The sequence below is a fragment of the Paenarthrobacter sp. NPDC089714 genome (genome assembly GCF_044748905.1).
In the GTDB taxonomy this organism is placed as follows: Bacteria; Actinomycetota; Actinomycetes; order Actinomycetales; family Micrococcaceae; genus Arthrobacter.
In genome coordinates this window covers 41915-57624 of record NZ_JBIVGX010000012.1, presented here as the reverse complement: position 1 = coordinate 57624, position 15710 = coordinate 41915, and the positions used below count along the sequence as shown (strand labels likewise).

At 63.9% G+C, this 15710-nt stretch carries 10 protein-coding genes; 5 read left to right on the top strand and 5 right to left on the bottom strand.

Going from position 1 to position 15710, the window contains the following annotated elements:
* The first annotated feature begins 399 nt into the window (after nucleotides 1–399).
* Entirely contained in the window at nucleotides 400–2400 is a 2001-nt protein-coding gene (locus ACIPY3_RS18055) for a rhamnogalacturonan lyase (RefSeq protein ID WP_400336370.1), read from the top strand.
* A 445-nt stretch (nucleotides 2401–2845) separates the two neighbouring features.
* Here the strand turns inward: ACIPY3_RS18055 and ACIPY3_RS18050 are convergent, their stop codons facing one another.
* On the bottom strand, nucleotides 2846–5518 hold the full coding sequence (locus tag ACIPY3_RS18050; protein ID WP_400336369.1) for a Tat pathway signal sequence domain protein: 2673 nt from the start codon (nucleotides 5516–5518) through the stop codon (nucleotides 2846–2848).
* Nucleotides 5519–5664: 146 nt separating this feature from the next.
* On the opposite strand from ACIPY3_RS18050, the gene ACIPY3_RS18045 reads away from it, so the two are divergent.
* From ACIPY3_RS18045 to ACIPY3_RS18030, 4 genes are all read left to right on the top strand, one after another.
* Entirely contained in the window at nucleotides 5665–6012 is a 348-nt protein-coding gene (locus ACIPY3_RS18045; RefSeq protein WP_400336367.1) for an ArsR/SmtB family transcription factor, read from the top strand.
* A gap of 12 nt (nucleotides 6013–6024) precedes the next feature.
* Nucleotides 6025–6522, top strand: a complete 498-nt coding sequence (locus tag ACIPY3_RS18040) for an SRPBCC domain-containing protein (protein ID WP_400336365.1) — start codon at nucleotides 6025–6027, stop codon at nucleotides 6520–6522.
* Between the two features lie 103 nt (nucleotides 6523–6625).
* Nucleotides 6626–7207, top strand: coding sequence for an adenylate kinase (locus tag ACIPY3_RS18035; RefSeq protein WP_400336363.1), 582 nt, complete (start codon nucleotides 6626–6628; stop codon nucleotides 7205–7207).
* A gap of 249 nt (nucleotides 7208–7456) precedes the next feature.
* Entirely contained in the window at nucleotides 7457–9757 is a 2301-nt protein-coding gene (locus ACIPY3_RS18030) for a SulP family inorganic anion transporter (protein WP_400336361.1), read from the top strand.
* Between the two features lie 207 nt (nucleotides 9758–9964).
* On the opposite strand, the gene ACIPY3_RS18025 is transcribed toward ACIPY3_RS18030, so the two are convergent.
* From ACIPY3_RS18025 to ACIPY3_RS18010, 4 genes are all read right to left on the bottom strand, one after another.
* Complete coding sequence (locus ACIPY3_RS18025; protein WP_400336359.1) at nucleotides 9965–10843, bottom strand: glycosyltransferase; 879 nt, start codon at nucleotides 10841–10843, stop codon at nucleotides 9965–9967.
* Nucleotides 10840–12204 (bottom strand): PIG-L family deacetylase, encoded by a 1365-nt coding sequence (locus ACIPY3_RS18020; RefSeq protein ID WP_400336358.1) that lies wholly within the window; start codon nucleotides 12202–12204, stop codon nucleotides 10840–10842. The genes ACIPY3_RS18025 and ACIPY3_RS18020 overlap by 4 nt, the downstream gene beginning before the upstream one ends.
* Nucleotides 12198–13265, bottom strand: coding sequence for an acyl-CoA dehydrogenase family protein (locus tag ACIPY3_RS18015; RefSeq protein WP_400336356.1), 1068 nt, complete (start codon nucleotides 13263–13265; stop codon nucleotides 12198–12200). The genes ACIPY3_RS18020 and ACIPY3_RS18015 overlap by 7 nt, the downstream gene beginning before the upstream one ends.
* 147 nt (nucleotides 13266–13412) lie before the next feature.
* Nucleotides 13413–15458 carry an FG-GAP-like repeat-containing protein gene (locus ACIPY3_RS18010; protein ID WP_400336355.1) on the bottom strand — a complete coding sequence of 682 codons (2046 nt, stop codon included), beginning with the start codon at nucleotides 15456–15458 and terminating at the stop codon, nucleotides 13413–13415.
* Nucleotides 15459–15710 lie beyond the last annotated feature (252 nt).

The following is a 15710-nucleotide window of genomic DNA, read 5'->3' as shown; positions in this document are numbered from 1 at the left end:
AGGGACGGCAGGAAAGGGGTATTGGTGAGAGAGGGACGGGAGGGAAGGGGTATTCGGTGAGAGAGCGTCCGGTGGGCGTGGGGCGTGGGGCGTGCGGCGAGGGGAGATGGGAGGGGAACAAAAGTGAACATCAAGAATCGAAAACTCCCAGTAATTTCCAGTCAAACCCTTGACCAGGGTGTGGAGCGCTGTAAATATAGACCCCGGAAAGCGTTTTCACTTCCCAGTCAAGCAGCAGTTGATCTCGTTATGAGCGTTGAAAGCGGCATCATTGGCGACCCGGTTGGGTGCGCAACGTCGGATCTCGCCATTCGTGGAGTGGGATACCTGGATGCGCTAGTGAAACGTTCCAAAAAGACAAGCGGACCCTCCGCTGTCCAGCATCAAAGGAGATGTTCTTTGGCTTACCCCTCGAAATGTTCCTCCCGAAAACCACTCGTTTCCCTCACAGCCACGGCCACCCTCGCCGCAGCAGCCCTGGCCTTCACGGGTGTGCCCCTCGCGCAAGCGGCAACCACCCAAACAGCGCCAGGCAACGCACCCGCCGTCGTCAGCGCGACGAAGGACCAAACGCCCAAGCGGCAAGTGGAAAACCTGGACCGCGCGCCGGTGGCGGTCCTGACTGACCAGGGCGTGAGCGTCAGTTGGCGCATGCTGGGCCTGGACAAAGACAGCATCGGGTTCCAAGTGCTGCGCGACGGCGTCAACATCACGCCCGAACCCATCCGCAATTCCACCTTCTTCGTGGATCCCACGGGAACGGCCAGCTCAAGCTACGTCATTAAGACGGTGGGCAATGGCCAAGGCCAGGACAAGCTGACCGAGGCTGTCACGCCGCTGGCCCAAAACTACCTCGCCATCAAGCTGGATAAGCCAGCGGACGGCGTCACCCCCGACGGCAAGGCTTACACCTACTCGGCCAACGACGCCACCGTGGCGGACCTCGACGGCGACGGCAAGTATGAGGTCATCCAGACGTGGTCGCCGTCCAACGCGAAGGACAATTCGCAGTCCGGCTACACGGGCAACGTCTATGTGGACGCCTACAAGCTGGACGGCACCAAGCTGTGGCGCATCGACCTTGGCCGCAACATCCGCGCCGGTGCGCACTACACGCAGGTCCTGGCGTACGACTTCGACGGCGACGGCAAGGCCGAGGTTTCGTTCAAGACGGCCGATGGAACCACGGATGCTTCAGGAACAGTGATCGGCGACGCCAACGCGGATTACCGCAACAGCGCCGGCTACGTGCTGTCCGGCCCGGAATTCCTGACGGTGTTCAAGGGTGAGACGGGAACCATCCTGGACACGGTCGCTTATGAGCCTGAGCGCGGATCGGTGGCCAGTTGGGGCGATAACTACGGCAACCGCGTGGACCGTTTCCTCGCAGCCGTCGCGTACCTGGACGGCGAGCACCCGTCCATGATGTTCAGCCGCGGCTACTACACCCGTACGGTGCTGGTGACCTATGACCTGGTGAACGGCAAGCTCGTGAAGCGCTGGACCTTCGATTCCAACGTGGCGGGCGACCAATACAAGGGCCAGGGCAACCACAACCTTTCCGTGGCTGACGTTGACCAGGACGGCAAGGACGAGTTCGTCTTCGGTTCCATGACCATCGACGACAATGGCCAGCCCCTCTACAACACCAAGCTCGGCCACGGCGACGCCATCCACACCGGCGATCTGGATCCCTCGCGGCCCGGCCTGGAAACCTTCGCCGTCCACGAGAGCATGAGCCAGAGCGGCAACCGTGGCGCCACGTTCCGGGACGCTGCCACCGGCGAGGTGCTGTGGAGCATCCCGGCCACCAAGGACACGGGGCGTGGCGCTGCGGGTGACATCGATCCCCGCTATGAAGGGGCCGAAGGATGGGCCGTGGGCGGGACGGCGGCGTGGGATTCTCCGCGGGGCCAATTGATGTCCGCCAAGGGCGAGCTGATCGCGGAGAACATCCCCGCCGCGAACTTCCTTGCCTGGTGGGATGGCGACCTGCTCCGCGAAATCGTGGACCACGACTACGACGCCACCGTGTCCCGCGGCGTTCCGACCATCTCCAAGTGGAACTGGGAAACCGAAACCAGCGATCGCCTGCTGACCGCCGATGGCGCCCGCAGCAACAACACCACCAAGGGCAACCCGTCCGTCCAGGCGGACATCCTGGGTGACTGGCGCGAAGAAATCGCCTGGCCGTCCACGGACAGCACGGAGCTGCGGATCTACACCACCACGGCTCCCAGCGAGGTTCGCCTGCGGACCCTGATGCACGACACCGTGTACCGCACGGCCGTCGCCCGCGAGAACGTGGCGTACAACCAGCCGCCGCACCCGAGCTTCTTCATCGGTGAGGGCATGCAGCCTCCGGCCGCACCCGCCGTCGTCTATACCGGCAAGAAGTAAGCGCGAACGACAAAGCCGCCCGCCCCTTTTCGGAGGCGGGCGGCTTTGTTGTGTGCGGCGACCGGTGGTTTTGCGGCTCCGGGTGTACCTTCCCGACCTTCTTTCGGCCCGGATCGCGGAAACATCAACCCTTGTGGGCTGCTTATCACCTCGACACGCGGCAAAGTGGGTCGTGGCGGCACAGCTCGTACGACGCCGGAGCCTCCAGCGGCGGGCGGAGAACCGCCGCGCCGTACCCCACTTCCCCGGACCGTCTCTCACATAACCACCCCTTCAGGCCAACCCTCTCGCCAGTCGATGAGAGAGCGCTGCCGGAAAGGGGTCGTTTCGTGAGAGAGGGTCGGGCGTGGGGCGTGGTGGGCGGAGAACCGCCGCGCCGGGCTGCCATGCGAGGGATGTACGACGCCGGAGCCTCCAGCGGCGGGCGGAGAGCCGCCGCGCCGGGCTACTGCTGTGAGGCTGCCGCGGGCAGGTGCCCGCCCACGAGGGCCAGGTTCTGGATGACCGCGAGGCCGAACTGTGCGGCGTCGTTGGTGGAGACGGTGGGGGCCTCGTCAACCGGTGTCAGGACGTAGGGCGGGAGGATCTTCTGCACGGTAAAGGCCTCCGCGTGGTTCAGGTTCTCGCCTCCCACGCTGAAGCTCTCCCAAGCCGCAGCAGCCAACTCCGCCGAACCCAGCCGGGCCGCAGCGTACGCGGTGAGGCGGCTGTGGGCCTGGGTGAGGTAGATGCCGGCCAAGGGTTGCCCCACCTCCGACGCCTGCGTTGCGGGGGAGGCCAGGAACAACCGGCAATACTGCATCCACGCCTGCTCAAAGGCCGGGGACGGAACCAGGTTGATGAGTTCGCTGCAGATTTCCACCAAACCGAACACGGCACTGAGGTGGGAGACGCTGATGACCTCCCTGCCGGCGTCGAACCTTCCGGCGTCCAGGTCGTAGAGCGCCTCACCGGTAAGGAAGCCGTACTTCAGGGCGCCGATGTCCTCCATGGTGCCCAGCAGCCGGTCGCGGGAGCGGGGGTTGCCGGTGCGTTCCCAGTCGGTGAGCCACGTGGCGGCGAGCGATCCCCAGTCCGTGCCCAGGCCGACGCCCAGCGCGCCGCGGTCCGGGCGGTAGGTGTCGGCGTCGGGCCGGACCTTGCGGACGGGGTCCAGGCCCAGGAAGTTCTGGTCGCTGTCCACGAGTTCGGTGAGGAGATCGCCGGTGCGTTCGTCGGCGGTCAGGTAGTAGTAGAAGCGCCGATAGGCGGGGTTGCTGATGCGCAGCTGCTTGGCGCTGCAGCCCCAGTGCTGGACGTTGTGCCGTGACCCCAGCCCTCGCCAAGGTCCCGAGTGGTACACATCCACCTCGCCCGTGTGCCGGGTCATTGCCTCGGCGAAACGGAACACATCGGCGCGGCCCGAGCGCAGGTACATGTACCAAAGCCACAGATCGGGGGAGAGCTCGGAGTTGTCCCAGGCGTAGCCGCCTACGTCGTAGCGCCACACGTGCCTGTCGGAGTCGTAGGTGTGCATCACGTCGCCGTAGTTCCAGAACCCGTACCAGCGGCGTTGTTCCTGTTGGCCTGCGTAGAAGTCGAACAGGAAGTCCAGCTTGTCCTCGAGTTCGGCGCGGGCCGGGGTGCTGCGGTCCACGGGGGTCCAGTCGCCGAAGACGCCGGCCGCGTGCAGGACCGACGTCGTGGGCTGCAGCAACGGGGGAGTGGATGCAGCGAGGGCGTCCGAGGCAAGGGACTCCGTGGACGGCGTGGACTCGTAGGCGAACAGGGTCAGCTCGTGGGTGCGCGCGATTCCGGTGGGGTTTCCGAAGCCCGGCTCGTAGTCCTCGTAGGTGATTTCCAGGCCTTCGAGTTGCTCCTCGAAGGTGTCCTGGCCCAGGCCGTCGTGGTAGAAACGCAGGTCCATGGGCTGGGCTTCGGGGGAGTAGAGCCAAGCGGTCAGCTCCGCGGACTCGGAGGCAGCGCCGCGGATATCCAACTGTCCCGGGTGCGACTGCCAGAAGTCGCGCACGCCAACTCCGAACCCGCCCCGCAGATCGCTGAGCGAACAGAACCCGGCGGCGCGCGTGCCTCCCGAGATCCCCACCCATCCGTGCCCGGGCGCGGTGCGTTTCCGGAGTTCGAACCCGTCGGCGGACAACTGCGTCAGGGTGTAGTCGTTCCACGAGGGAATGAGGTGCAGCCGTTCCGAGACTTCCCGATTCCACGTACTCAACGCCGGCGTGGCTTGCCCGGCCACGTGGGCCTGCCGCACGGCCTCGCCCGGATCCCGCCGCAGCCCGGTCAAACCCCGGATGCCTTCCACCAGGAAGCCGCCGTCAGCGCCTGCAATGCGTACGTGACGATCGTGCAGTGTGTTCTCCAGCGGCACCGTGAACCGCACGCCGAGTCCCGCCAGGAAGTCCTGTTCAGCCTCGCCGTCCCACACGAACGAGTGCATCATGCGAACACTTCGGGCGCCGGCATGGAAGGTGAAGCGCACCGTGAAGGGCAGCCACTCACGCGTGCCGGCATCCGCTTGATGTGCACCCTCAAGGCGAACCACGGCACGGATGGGCCCGCGCTGTTCCACGGTGACGGAGCGGACGTGTCCTGTGTAGCCGTCGCGGACTGTGCTGCCGGCCTCCTCGATGACTCCGTGCTGCAGGAGGCTCACCAATCTGGCGTTGGATGCCACCACCGAGCCGTCGCGGGACAGGCTGCAGAACAAGGACTGCCCGCTGCACGGAATCACCATCTCCAAAGGTCCCGTGGAGACGGTGACCGTCTCTCCGGTTTCGGTGACGGTCACCTGGGGCGAGCGTACGACGGCGGCCGGCGCGCCGCCGTCGTGCGCTTCCGTTGCGTCCGGCTCGCCGGAGCCGTACCGGACGGTGTATGCCGAGGCGGGCTGCTCCGTTGCCGCGATGGCAAGTCCGGCCCACTTGAGGGTCCCGTCCGGCCAGGTTGCGAGGGGCCAGGCCTGGGCAGGGACGCGGGTGCCCTCCTGGTCTTCGACTGAAACCGCGGAGGCCGCCTGAACTGCACCCCGTGGGAAGGGCATCCCCCACGTGGCACCTCCGCTGAGGCTTGCCGGGGGTTCGCCGTCGATCCACGTTGCCGGGGCGTGCTGGGTCATGGAGATTCACCTCAAGAGTCTGGGAAAACGCTTTCTTTGTGACGTTTCAAAAAACTTACCCCGGGTGAGATGCGGGCCGCAAGGGGAGTCTGGAGAAGCTGGCAGGCCATTGACTCCCCGGGCCGCCCGCAGTATCGTACAACCAAATGGTTGTAGATCAGCTCAGCAGCAAAACGTCCGACGCCGAACTGGACCGCCTTTTCCAGGCGTTGTCTGACGCGACGCGCCGCGACATCGTGGCCCGCGTGACTGCCGGGGAGTACACGGTATCCGGGCTGGCTGCGCTCTACGCCATGAGTTTCGCGGCCGTACAAAAGCACGTCGCGGTCCTGGAACGGGCCTCCCTGGTGTCCAAGGAAAAGCGGGGGAGGGAGCAGATTGTGCGGGGCAACCATGATGGCTTGCACCAAGCCCGGCACCTGTTGGATCAATTCGAAGACGTCTGGCGGCAACGTGCCGGCCGGATTGCCGACATTCTCGCTGAAGATAACTGAAAGGGATCTGCCATGGCTGTTGTCAGTGTGGACAAGAACGTTGAGGCGCTGAGCTTCACCATTGTCACCGAATTCGATGCCGGGGTTGAACGTGTGTGGCGCATATGGGAGGACCCGCGCCAGCTGGAGCGCTGGTGGGGACCGCCCACCTGGCCGGCGACCTTCCCCAGCTACGACTTCACTCCCGGCGGCAAAGCGGCGTATTACATGACCGGCCCGGATGGCACCAAGGCACATGGCTTTTGGACAATCACGGCCATCAGCGCTCCGGACCACCTCGAGTTCGACGACGGCTTTGCGGACGAGCACGGTGAACCCGTGGACCACCTTGGCACCACGCATGCCACTGTGACGCTCGAACCCCTGGGCGGGAGGACCCGAATGACCCTCACCTCGGTCTTCGAGTCCCAAGAGCAGATGGAGAAAATGGCCGGGATGGGCATGGAGGAAGGGCTGCGTTTGGCTATAGAACAGATCGACGCCCTCCTCGCGGAAGCGGCCAACGCCTGAGCGCCATATCAGCCTCAAAGAAAAGCCGGCGACGACGGGAGCCACCCGTCGTCGCCGGCGTTATGGTTTAACTCCCGGCCGCCTCTCGAAACGGACATGAGTCATGGCGCGACTGATCATCATGGGCCCTCCCGGTTCAGGAAAAGGTACGCAGGCTGAGTACATTGCGCGGCACTTCGGTGTTCCTGCGATCTCCACGGGCGAACTGTTCCGGGCGCACGTCCGCGATGGCACCGAGCTGGGCGCAGAAGCCGGCAGGTACATGGATCATGGCGAGTTCGTCCCGGACCACGTCACCACTGCAATGCTTCGCGGACGCTTGGAAAACAACGACGCCGGTGCGGGCTTTTTGCTGGACGGCTACCCCCGGACGGTGGCCCAGATTGGTGCCTTGGACGAGTTGCTGGCCGCACGGCAGCAGGCGCTGGAAGTTGTGCTGGCCCTGACGGTGTCAAACGACGAACTGGTGGAGCGGATGCTCCGCCGAGCCCGCGAACAAGGCCGCAGCGATGATACCGAGGCTGTCATCCAGCGCCGGCTGGAACTTTACCGGGACGAGACGCAGCCCGTAATCATGGCCTACTCCCAGCGCGGAATCCTGCTGACGGTGGATGGCTCAGGGGACAGGGACGCCGTTACGGCTTCCGCGATTGCCGCGGCCCGGTCGAGGCTGGCCGATGGGTAATTCCCAAAAACACTGAAGTATTTTAGGGAAATAACGTACGTTTTTGAATGATGATTTTTCATAAACCTACGTTTCTGGTCTATATTGGCTATTCGAAGGCTGGTTTCATTGCTTGGCCGGATGAATGGTTTGAATACCAAAAATTTGCAAAGAATGGCAACTTTAGTTTTTCTCGTCACATATTGTTGACGATGATTAGGTGTCTTTTTAGGCTGCGGAAATAATCTTTCCGAGCCAAAAGGAATAATCATGTCTCACTTATCGGGTCCTGTTGCCGTGCCCGGCGACACCTTGAGCCCGCCCGGCAACAAGCCTTCCGGAGCCAAGCCCAGCCCCGGCAAACCACGGCTCCTGGGCAACCTTGGCGCCGACCTTCCGGCCTCGCTGGTGGTGTTCCTCGTAGCCCTGCCGCTGTCCCTCGGTATCGCGGCCGCATCCGGTGCGCCGATCATGGCGGGCCTCATCGCCGCGGCTGTGGGCGGCATCGTCGCAGGCAGCCTCGGGGGCTCCGTCCTCCAGGTGAGTGGCCCCGCGGCCGGCCTGACCGTCGTCGTCGCCGGTTTGGTCCAGGAGTTCGGCTGGCAGGCGACGTGCGCCATTACCGCAGCGGCCGGCGTCGTGCAGTTGCTCATGGGCGTCAGCCGCCTGGGCCGCGCCGCGCTGGCTGTCTCGCCGGTGGTGGTCAAGGCAATGCTTGCCGGCATCGGGATCACCATTATCCTGCAACAGCTCCACGTCCTGCTGGGCGGCAAGGCAGCCGGCTCCGCTGTGGAAAACCTCGTGACCCTGCCGGCCGCGATGGCGGGCATGAAGGTGGAATCTGCCCTGCTGGGCATCGCGGTAGTGGGAATCCTCATGCTGTGGAAGTACGCCCCGGCCATGGTGCGCCAAGTGCCGGGTCAGTTGGTGGCCGTCGTCGTGGTCACTGCCGTTTCCGTTGCTGTGGCGCCGGGTGTTGAACGCATCAGCTTCAGTGGTTCCATCTTCGACGCGATTGCGTTGCCAAGGCTGCCCGACGGCAGCTTGGGCTCCGTGGCCATGGCCGTTGTGACGGTCGCGCTCATTGCCAGCATCGAATCCCTGCTCTCCGCGGTGGCAGTGGACAAGATGCATGGCGGAACGCCCACCAACCTCAACCGTGAGCTCGTAGGACAGGGCTCGGCCAATGTTGTCTCCGGCCTGCTTGGTGGTTTGCCGGTGACGGGTGTGATCGTGCGCAGTGCGACCAACGTGGAGGCCGGCGCCAAGGGCCGCTCCTCGGCGATCCTGCATGGCGTGTGGGTGCTGGTGTTCTCGGCCTTGTTTGCGGGCCTGATCCAGCTGATCCCCTTGTCCGTGCTGGCCGGGCTCTTGTTGGTGATCGGAGCCAAGCTGGTCAAGGTGGCAGATATCAAGACGAGCCTTCGGACCGGAGATTTCCTGGTCTACGGTGTGACGTTGGTCTGCGTAGTGGTGCTGAACCTGCTTGAAGGCGTGATCATCGGGCTGGCCGTTGCCGCGCTGTCTGTGCTGTGGCGCGTGCTGCGGGCCCAAATCCATGCCCATTCTCCTGCGGGTGAGGGCCAGGCATGGCGTGTGACCATCGCCGGATCCTGCAGCTTCTTCGCGCTGCCGCGGCTGAACCGGGTGCTGCAGGCCGTGCCCGCCGGCCTGGACGTCGTGGTGGAGCTCAACGCCGACTACCTGGACCATGCTTTCCGTGAAGCCTTGGTGGCCTGGCGTGCACAGCGGGAGAACACCGGAGCCACCGTGACCTTCGAGGAGCACGGAACCACGGCCTTCACCGATGCCGCCCACAGTGCGCCGCAGCGGCAGGACCCGCGGGAGTTCCCGCTTCCGCCGCGCACGTCCTGGCAATCGTTGGAGGTAGCCGGGCAAACGGACGACGACGGTCAGCCGCCTTTGCGGTCCATCCTCCTGGGCATCGACAAGTACCACCGCCGCCACGCAGACAAGGTGCGGCCTCTGGTACAGGACCTGACCGACGGGCAGAACCCTGACACGCTGTTTGTTGCCTGCGTGGACTCGCGCGTGAACCCGAACCTGATCACCAGCAGTGGCCCCGGCGACCTGTTGACGCTGCGGAACATTGGCAATGTGGTCTGCAGCGACAGCAACGATGCCTCCATCGATTCCACGCTGACGTTTGCCGTGAAGGCCCTCTCGGTGGAGTCGATCGTGGTGTGCGGGCACTCCAACTGCGGGGCCATGAAGGCCGTCCTGGCAGATGCCGAGGGCGCCACTCCGGCCTTGGGTTCCGGGTTCGATACCTGGCTGGAGCATGCCCGTCCCAGCTATCAGGCCCTCCTTGCCGACCACCCGGTGGGCTTGGCTGCCGCGGCCGCCGGATTCAGCCGACTTGACCAGCTCAGCATGGTCAACGTTGCCGTCCAGTTGGCCAAGCTGGGCGAGCACCACGCCACCGGACCCGCCTTGGCTTCGGGGAACGTGCAGGCCACGGGTTTGTTCTTCGACATCAACACGGCCCGCGTGGTGCTGGTGACGCCGGAGGGGATCGAACAGCTGGATCCGAGCATGGCCCTGCGCTGATTACTGGTCCGGCGCTGATTGCTGGTCCGGCGCTGATTGCTGGCCCCGCGTGGCTACGCTGTGTGCTTCGGCAACGTTGAGTGCTCGCCCCGTGTGCCTCCGCGACCCACTTTGAGCAAGGAACTCCCTGTCTCGCCATGATGTACGGCGTGTCGGGGCAGCCCGGACCTCAAAGTGGGTCGTGGCGGTACATGGCTGGTGGTCAACCTAAGCCGACTCGGCAACCACGGGAACATCCTGTGCCAGCGAGCGGAGGTAAGCTGCGAATCCTTGTGGGGCCCGGGCATGTGTACGGCCCGACGTGGTGACACGGATGGAGTCTGTTGCCTGCACCCGGAATCCATGCCGACGAAGCCTCTCCACCAACATCCTGTCCTCGTGGGCGCGGACAGCGGGGAATCCGCCGGACTGCAGGTAGGCGGATGCCCTGACCCCGAGGTTGGCGCCGTAGATGTGCGGGTGGGACTCCTTGAAGGGGTGGAGTTCCAGCCAACGCAGAAGCACGGCGGCGTCGCTGTCTGCCGGATCCGGTTCCACCGAGCCCAGGATCGCATCGGCTCCTGAATTGGCCAGTTCCACCTGCCGGACCAGCCAGTCTGCCGGGACTGTTGAGTCGGCGTCGGTGTTGGCCAGCCAAACGCCCTTCGGGTCCTCCGCCGCAACCTCCAGGGCGAAGGCCACTCCCGTTGCCCTGCTGGCACCCGTGCTCCGCAGCTTCACCTCAAGGGTGGCGAGGATCGGGTGGGTTGCTGCAAAGGACGCGGCGATGCGTGCCGAGCGGTCGGTGCAACTGTCCAGGACCACAGAGATGCTGGTGGTCACTGCGGGGAAATGCTGTTCCAAGCTCTGGGCGGCCCGGAGCAGGGACCCAAGCGCGTGTCCTAGGCGTTGCTCCTCGTTGTGTGCCGGAACAACAACAGCCACGTGACGGATAGCCGCTGAGAGGGGTTCGTCGCCGCGGCTACCCAAGTCCAGGTGGCTGCCTGCGTCCCGTTGGCTGCCCATGCCCGCGTGGTTCCCCGCACCCGGCTGGCCGCCCAGGTCCAGGTGGCTGCCTGAGCCCTGCCAGCCCTCATGGCCGGTCATGCCGGGCCGTCCGGCGAGACGAGTACCTCCAGGAGGAAGTCCTTCTCCCGATAGATCCCTCGGTTGGACCAGTCCAACTGCTCGCGTGCCGTCGCGTGGACTGTCTCGCCGTCCAATTGCCACCCCAAGATCGGATGCCTCCAGTGGCACAGGAGGAGAGTGCCTCCCGGGTTCATGGAGGCTTTCACGCGCTGCAGAAGCTCAGCCAGTTCTTCGGGTGCCACGTAGTAGCCCATTTCCGAGACCACCACCAGGTCGAAGCTGCCATCGGGCCACTCGTGCGGCACCGTCATCTGCTGCGTCCGCGCATGCTCCAAGTCGGCAAGACGTTCCGCGGCTTGGGCCAAGGCTTTGCTGCTGGCGTCCACGGCAAGGAACTGCCCACATCGCGGCGCCAACTCCTCGCTGAGAGTGCCAATGGAACAGCCCACTTCCAGGCCGGAGCCATAGTGTTCCTCGGGAAGCGCGGCCAGTGTCAGCGCCCGTTTCCGGCGCTCGTACCAGCTGGTGGCGTAGTTCCACGGGTCTTCCTCGCGGGCATGGACCGCGTCAAAGATTTCCTCGGCATCGGCAGCCCTGTTGGATCCAGCCACGGGTGGGTGCCATGCGAAGGTTTCCCAGGATCGTGAAAAGTGCTCCAGGAAGGCGGGGGACAGGAGCGTCTCGTCTCCCGCCTGATCGGAGAGTGGTTCCGTCTGTGAAACGTGGGCGCGCATTGCCCTGCCCTTGGCCACCCGTTCCGCGGAAGACAAAGGGACCCGCACCCACTCCTTCCACGTGACATCCTCGGGTCCGGCCCACAACCAGTACCAAATGGGGTATTCCAACAGCCCATGACCATCTTTGCCAGCTACTTCGGCGGCCACGCTGCCAAGGGTGTCGTGGTCAATGTGCCCGTCGGCCCGGTACGGAGCCACGATCACAACCTGGTCTGCCTCTACCCCTTCATCCGCGATGGCCTGCCGGAGGGACTCGGCAATGGCCTGGCGCGACGCTGCCAATTGTCCGTCCGGAACTTCCAAATACCGCCACGTGGCTGCGGGTGCCAGCCCGGACACAGCCGCTTCGAACTCCGCGAGCCGGACAGCGGCAAGCCGGTCCGCCGTCGTCGTTGGTGAAGTGGGGTGCGACGCCTCACCGGCGCTGCACAACAGCAGGCGGATCGACGCGCCTGCTGCCTGGAGCTTGGCAAGGAAGCCGCCGGCGCCGAGCGATTCGTCGTCGGGATGGGCGGCCAGCACCACGAACGTGGTGGCCGCCAGATCGCCGGCGCTGAGGGGCAGTTCGGGCAGCGTCCGCACGCCGCTGGCGGACCAGGCTGCTTCCGGTGTCCCGGTGTCAGTGTGCGAGAACGTCACCATGCCCGGTCACCCTTCAGCGCCAGGGAACCGAGTTGGGCGTCGTCCCGCATGGCATGATGCTGCCGGACGTAGAGGGAAAGGTCCGCCATCTGCTTCCCGTACCATTCGTCGAACGCCAGTGGGCCGGGTCCCCGGTTTTGGGACACCAGCGCCTGGATGCGCTCGACGGCGGCAGCTACGGTTCCGCGGGCACGCTGGGCCTCGCTCCACGCGCTGGGGCCGGCGCCGGTCATGTTGGCGTCGATCCGTTCGGCGGTGCGGGCGAGGAGGGCTGCCGCCGAAGCAATGAGCCGATCGATTTCGCCGAGGTGCGCCAGCGCGAGCTGGTCCGGTTCGCGGCCCTTGTCTGCAGCGTCAGTCAGGGCCCCGGCGAAATCCCGGGCGAGACCCACGGCCCCGCCCAGCCAACAGGCGGCAACTCCTATACCACCCCAGGCGAAGCCGGGCCGCTCGTGATACCAGCCGGGTCCTTGGAGCAGCGTGGCCGGAATCTGCTCGAAGTGGACCGTCCCGCTGGGGATTTCCCGGAGGCCCCTGCTGGTCCATTCGGGCGTCTCGCAGGTGACGCCGTGCTGTTGCAGGTTGACGGCGAACGCTGCCCGTCCCTGCCCTCCGGGGAGGTGGGCCGTGATGACCGCGCCATCGAGTTGCGACGCGAGTGAGCACCATGGTTTGGCACCGTTCAGCACGTAGTTCCCGGATTGGTCCCGCGTGGCTTCCAACCTCATGCCCGGGCCTTCTGCGGCGAAGACTCCCCAGGCCCCCTCTGGTTCGGGTTGTCCTGCCTGGGCCAGAATGTGCACGGCGTCGAGATGCGGTTCCAGGACCCGGCCTGCTGCCACGTCCACTGCCGTGACGGACGCCAGGACTTCCCACAGTTTGCCTGTGCTGCCCTCGCCGGGATGGGGCGCGGTTCGGCCGATATCCTTGGCAATCTCCAGGAGAGCCGGCACATCGCCCACGAGTTCGCCCACCGCTTCGATGAGGGGCTGGAGGGCCTGCAGTTGTGCCGGTTCCGAGTTGATGCGGACGGGTTGGGCTGTGCTCGTGGATTCATCCATGGACTGCCTCCAAACTGTCGACTCTTGGTCTTGCCTGTTTGGAACCAAGCTACCCTAAGTAGCCTTAGTTTTTTGCCCTGAAACAGAAAGGGCGACGGCGGGAGGTCCCGTCGTCGCCCTTGCAACGCTCCTGATGTTCAGCGTGGGTTAAATGATCGCGTTCATGACATTCCAGCCTGAACCGACCTGAACTCGGGGCAGCCAGCCGCTCTTTCCGTTGCCCGGGTACAGCCACAGTGTTCCGGCGGCATCGCGGGCCAGGAGGTCAACGTTGCCGTCGCCGTTGAAGTCGCCGGGCGTTGCTATTGCTGTCATGACGTTCCAGCCCCAGCCGACCGCAGTGCTGTAAGTAACGCGTCCACCACGACTCGCGTAGTTGTACAGCGTTCCGTTGCCGTCCCTGCCGATGATGTCTTCGTTGCCGTCGTCGTTGATGTCGCCCACGCCGCCGAGGAAGTTCAGCGTCCCGTAACCCTTGTCCAGTTCGATCTGTCCAGACCAGCCGCCTCCTCCGTTGCCGCGGTAGAGGATGAGTGAGCCGTCGTGCCTACGACCGACGATGTCTGCGTTTCCGTCGATATCGAAGTCGCCAACTGGGAACATCGTGTTGATGGCACCCCAGCCCCAGCCGACAGCTCTGCGTGGAAGCCAGCCGCTATGCCCGTCACCTGGATAGAGCCATAGCGTGTCTGTACTGTCGCGGGCCAGGAGATCATCGAAACCGTCGCCGGTGAAATCTCCGGGAGCCGCCATTTCACGCATGACGTTCCAGCCCTGCCCAACCTGTAAGCGCGGTAGCCAGCCGCCGTTGCCGTTGCCCGGGTAGAGCCAGAGGAGTCCGCCGGCGTCGCGGGCGAGGATGTCCGTCTTTCCGTCGGCGTTGTAGTCGCTGCGGATGTCCCGGGGCTTGATCGTAATCGTAATCGTGGGCGTCGCCGCGTCGGGCGCGATACCGTTCGTGGCGGCCAAGCTGAAACTATATGTCCCTGGCACCGTCGGTATCCCGCTGAGGTAGTCACCATTGAGCGACAGTCCTGGTGGAATTGATCCTGATTTGAGGCGCACCGCGGGCGTGAGCGACCCCGAGGTACTAAAACCGTAAGCGTATGAAGATCCGACTCGTCCGTTCGGCGGCGTGCCGAGGATAAACTTCGGGGCTACGTCCGTTCCGTCGATGACGGTAGTGGTATATCCATCGTTGGCGTAAATTCTGTTGGTCTTCTCATTGATGGTGATCTCATGGAAAACGTTCGAACTGGTTCGCACGCGCCCTAGAGTTGACGTCACAACGTTGAGGACGCTAAGTCCCTGCGGTGATGAAACATACACTTTGTTCGTCATCGCATTAACTGCAATGTCCCTGGCGGAATCATCTACCGGGAAAATTCTCTGCGACTCGGAGAGGCCATCTATGAGAATTAGAGAATTTGTGTTTGGGTTTAAGGAAAAAATGGTGTTGGTTTGCTCATTGATGCCAAGAACCGCTGGTGCGCGCCCCGTATCGATACCATGGACGGCGCGAGTAGCCCCATCAACCACCAAAGTCCGGCTTCCCGATGGTATGTATTGGCCAGCTACATAGATCTTGTTCGTCTTGGTGTTCAGGGCCAAGTCGTCTATGTAAATTCCCCGTTCGATAGGGGTTACTGAGTTGGTCAGAAGATCAAACTCAGCGAAGAAACCTTCACCACCAAAGTATGCTTTGTTGGTCACCTTGTTCACGACTATTTTGTATCGATAACCGGTGCCTTTAATAACATGAGGTATGACCTTTATGGCGTTGGTCTTGCCGTCAATGACGTTCATGGCCCCGTCTGAGGGGACAAGGATCTTATTGGTTGTTTCACTGACTGCCACGCCCCAACTGCTGGAGCCTATGGCTACGGAGGTTACGGCATTGGTTGCTCCGTCTATGACGGAGAGCACGTCGCCGCCCTGGTGCCCGACATAGATCTTGTTCGTTTTCGAATTGACTGCAACAGTTCCTGGCCAGCCCCCGACTCTAATGGTCTGGGCCTGATTAGTGGCTCCATCAATTACAGTCACGGTGCCGTCTTCGTTGGGGACGTAGATCTTGTTCGTGACCTGGTTGACTGCAGCATCCCCCGGGTTGATACCGACGCGCACTGTCGTGACTTCAGTATCGGCATGGGCGGTCAAGGTGGGTGTGGTCGCTATGAGAACCGCGGTCACGGCTAAGGCGCATAGTCCGGCCGTGAACCTTCCCGCCGTGGTGCGGGATAACAGCGTGGAAAAACCTAGAGCAGCCAACGACTCGACCCCCAATATTAAATGCGCGACTATCGCTTCAACCAGCGCATCTTACAGCCCTGACGGGTTTGGGTGTGATCTGCGCCCCAATGTTTCGCGTGCTGAGGGTGCCCCAACGCGTTCCTGTCGCTTCCGGTTCCCCTTTGTCGCCATGTGAAGCCGCCCATTCACAAC

What these genes read in the sequence shown, in the direction of transcription:
- ACIPY3_RS18015 (WP_400336356.1), bottom strand. Translation starts at nt 13,265, where the DNA reads ATGGATGAATCCACGAGCACAGCCCAACCCGTCCGCATCAACTCGGAA.
- ACIPY3_RS18025 (WP_400336359.1), bottom strand. Translation starts at nt 10,843, where the DNA reads ATGACCGGCCATGAGGGCTGGCAGGGCTCAGGCAGCCACCTGGACCTG.
- ACIPY3_RS18020 (WP_400336358.1), bottom strand. Translation starts at nt 12,204, where the DNA reads ATGGTGACGTTCTCGCACACTGACACCGGGACACCGGAAGCAGCCTGG.
- ACIPY3_RS18050 (WP_400336369.1), bottom strand. Translation starts at nt 5,518, where the DNA reads ATGACCCAGCACGCCCCGGCAACGTGGATCGACGGCGAACCCCCGGCA.
- ACIPY3_RS18035 (WP_400336363.1), top strand. Translation starts at nt 6,626, where the DNA reads ATGGCGCGACTGATCATCATGGGCCCTCCCGGTTCAGGAAAAGGTACG.
- ACIPY3_RS18030 (WP_400336361.1), top strand. Translation starts at nt 7,457, where the DNA reads ATGTCTCACTTATCGGGTCCTGTTGCCGTGCCCGGCGACACCTTGAGC.
- ACIPY3_RS18045 (WP_400336367.1), top strand. Translation starts at nt 5,665, where the DNA reads ATGGTTGTAGATCAGCTCAGCAGCAAAACGTCCGACGCCGAACTGGAC.
- ACIPY3_RS18040 (WP_400336365.1), top strand. Translation starts at nt 6,025, where the DNA reads ATGGCTGTTGTCAGTGTGGACAAGAACGTTGAGGCGCTGAGCTTCACC.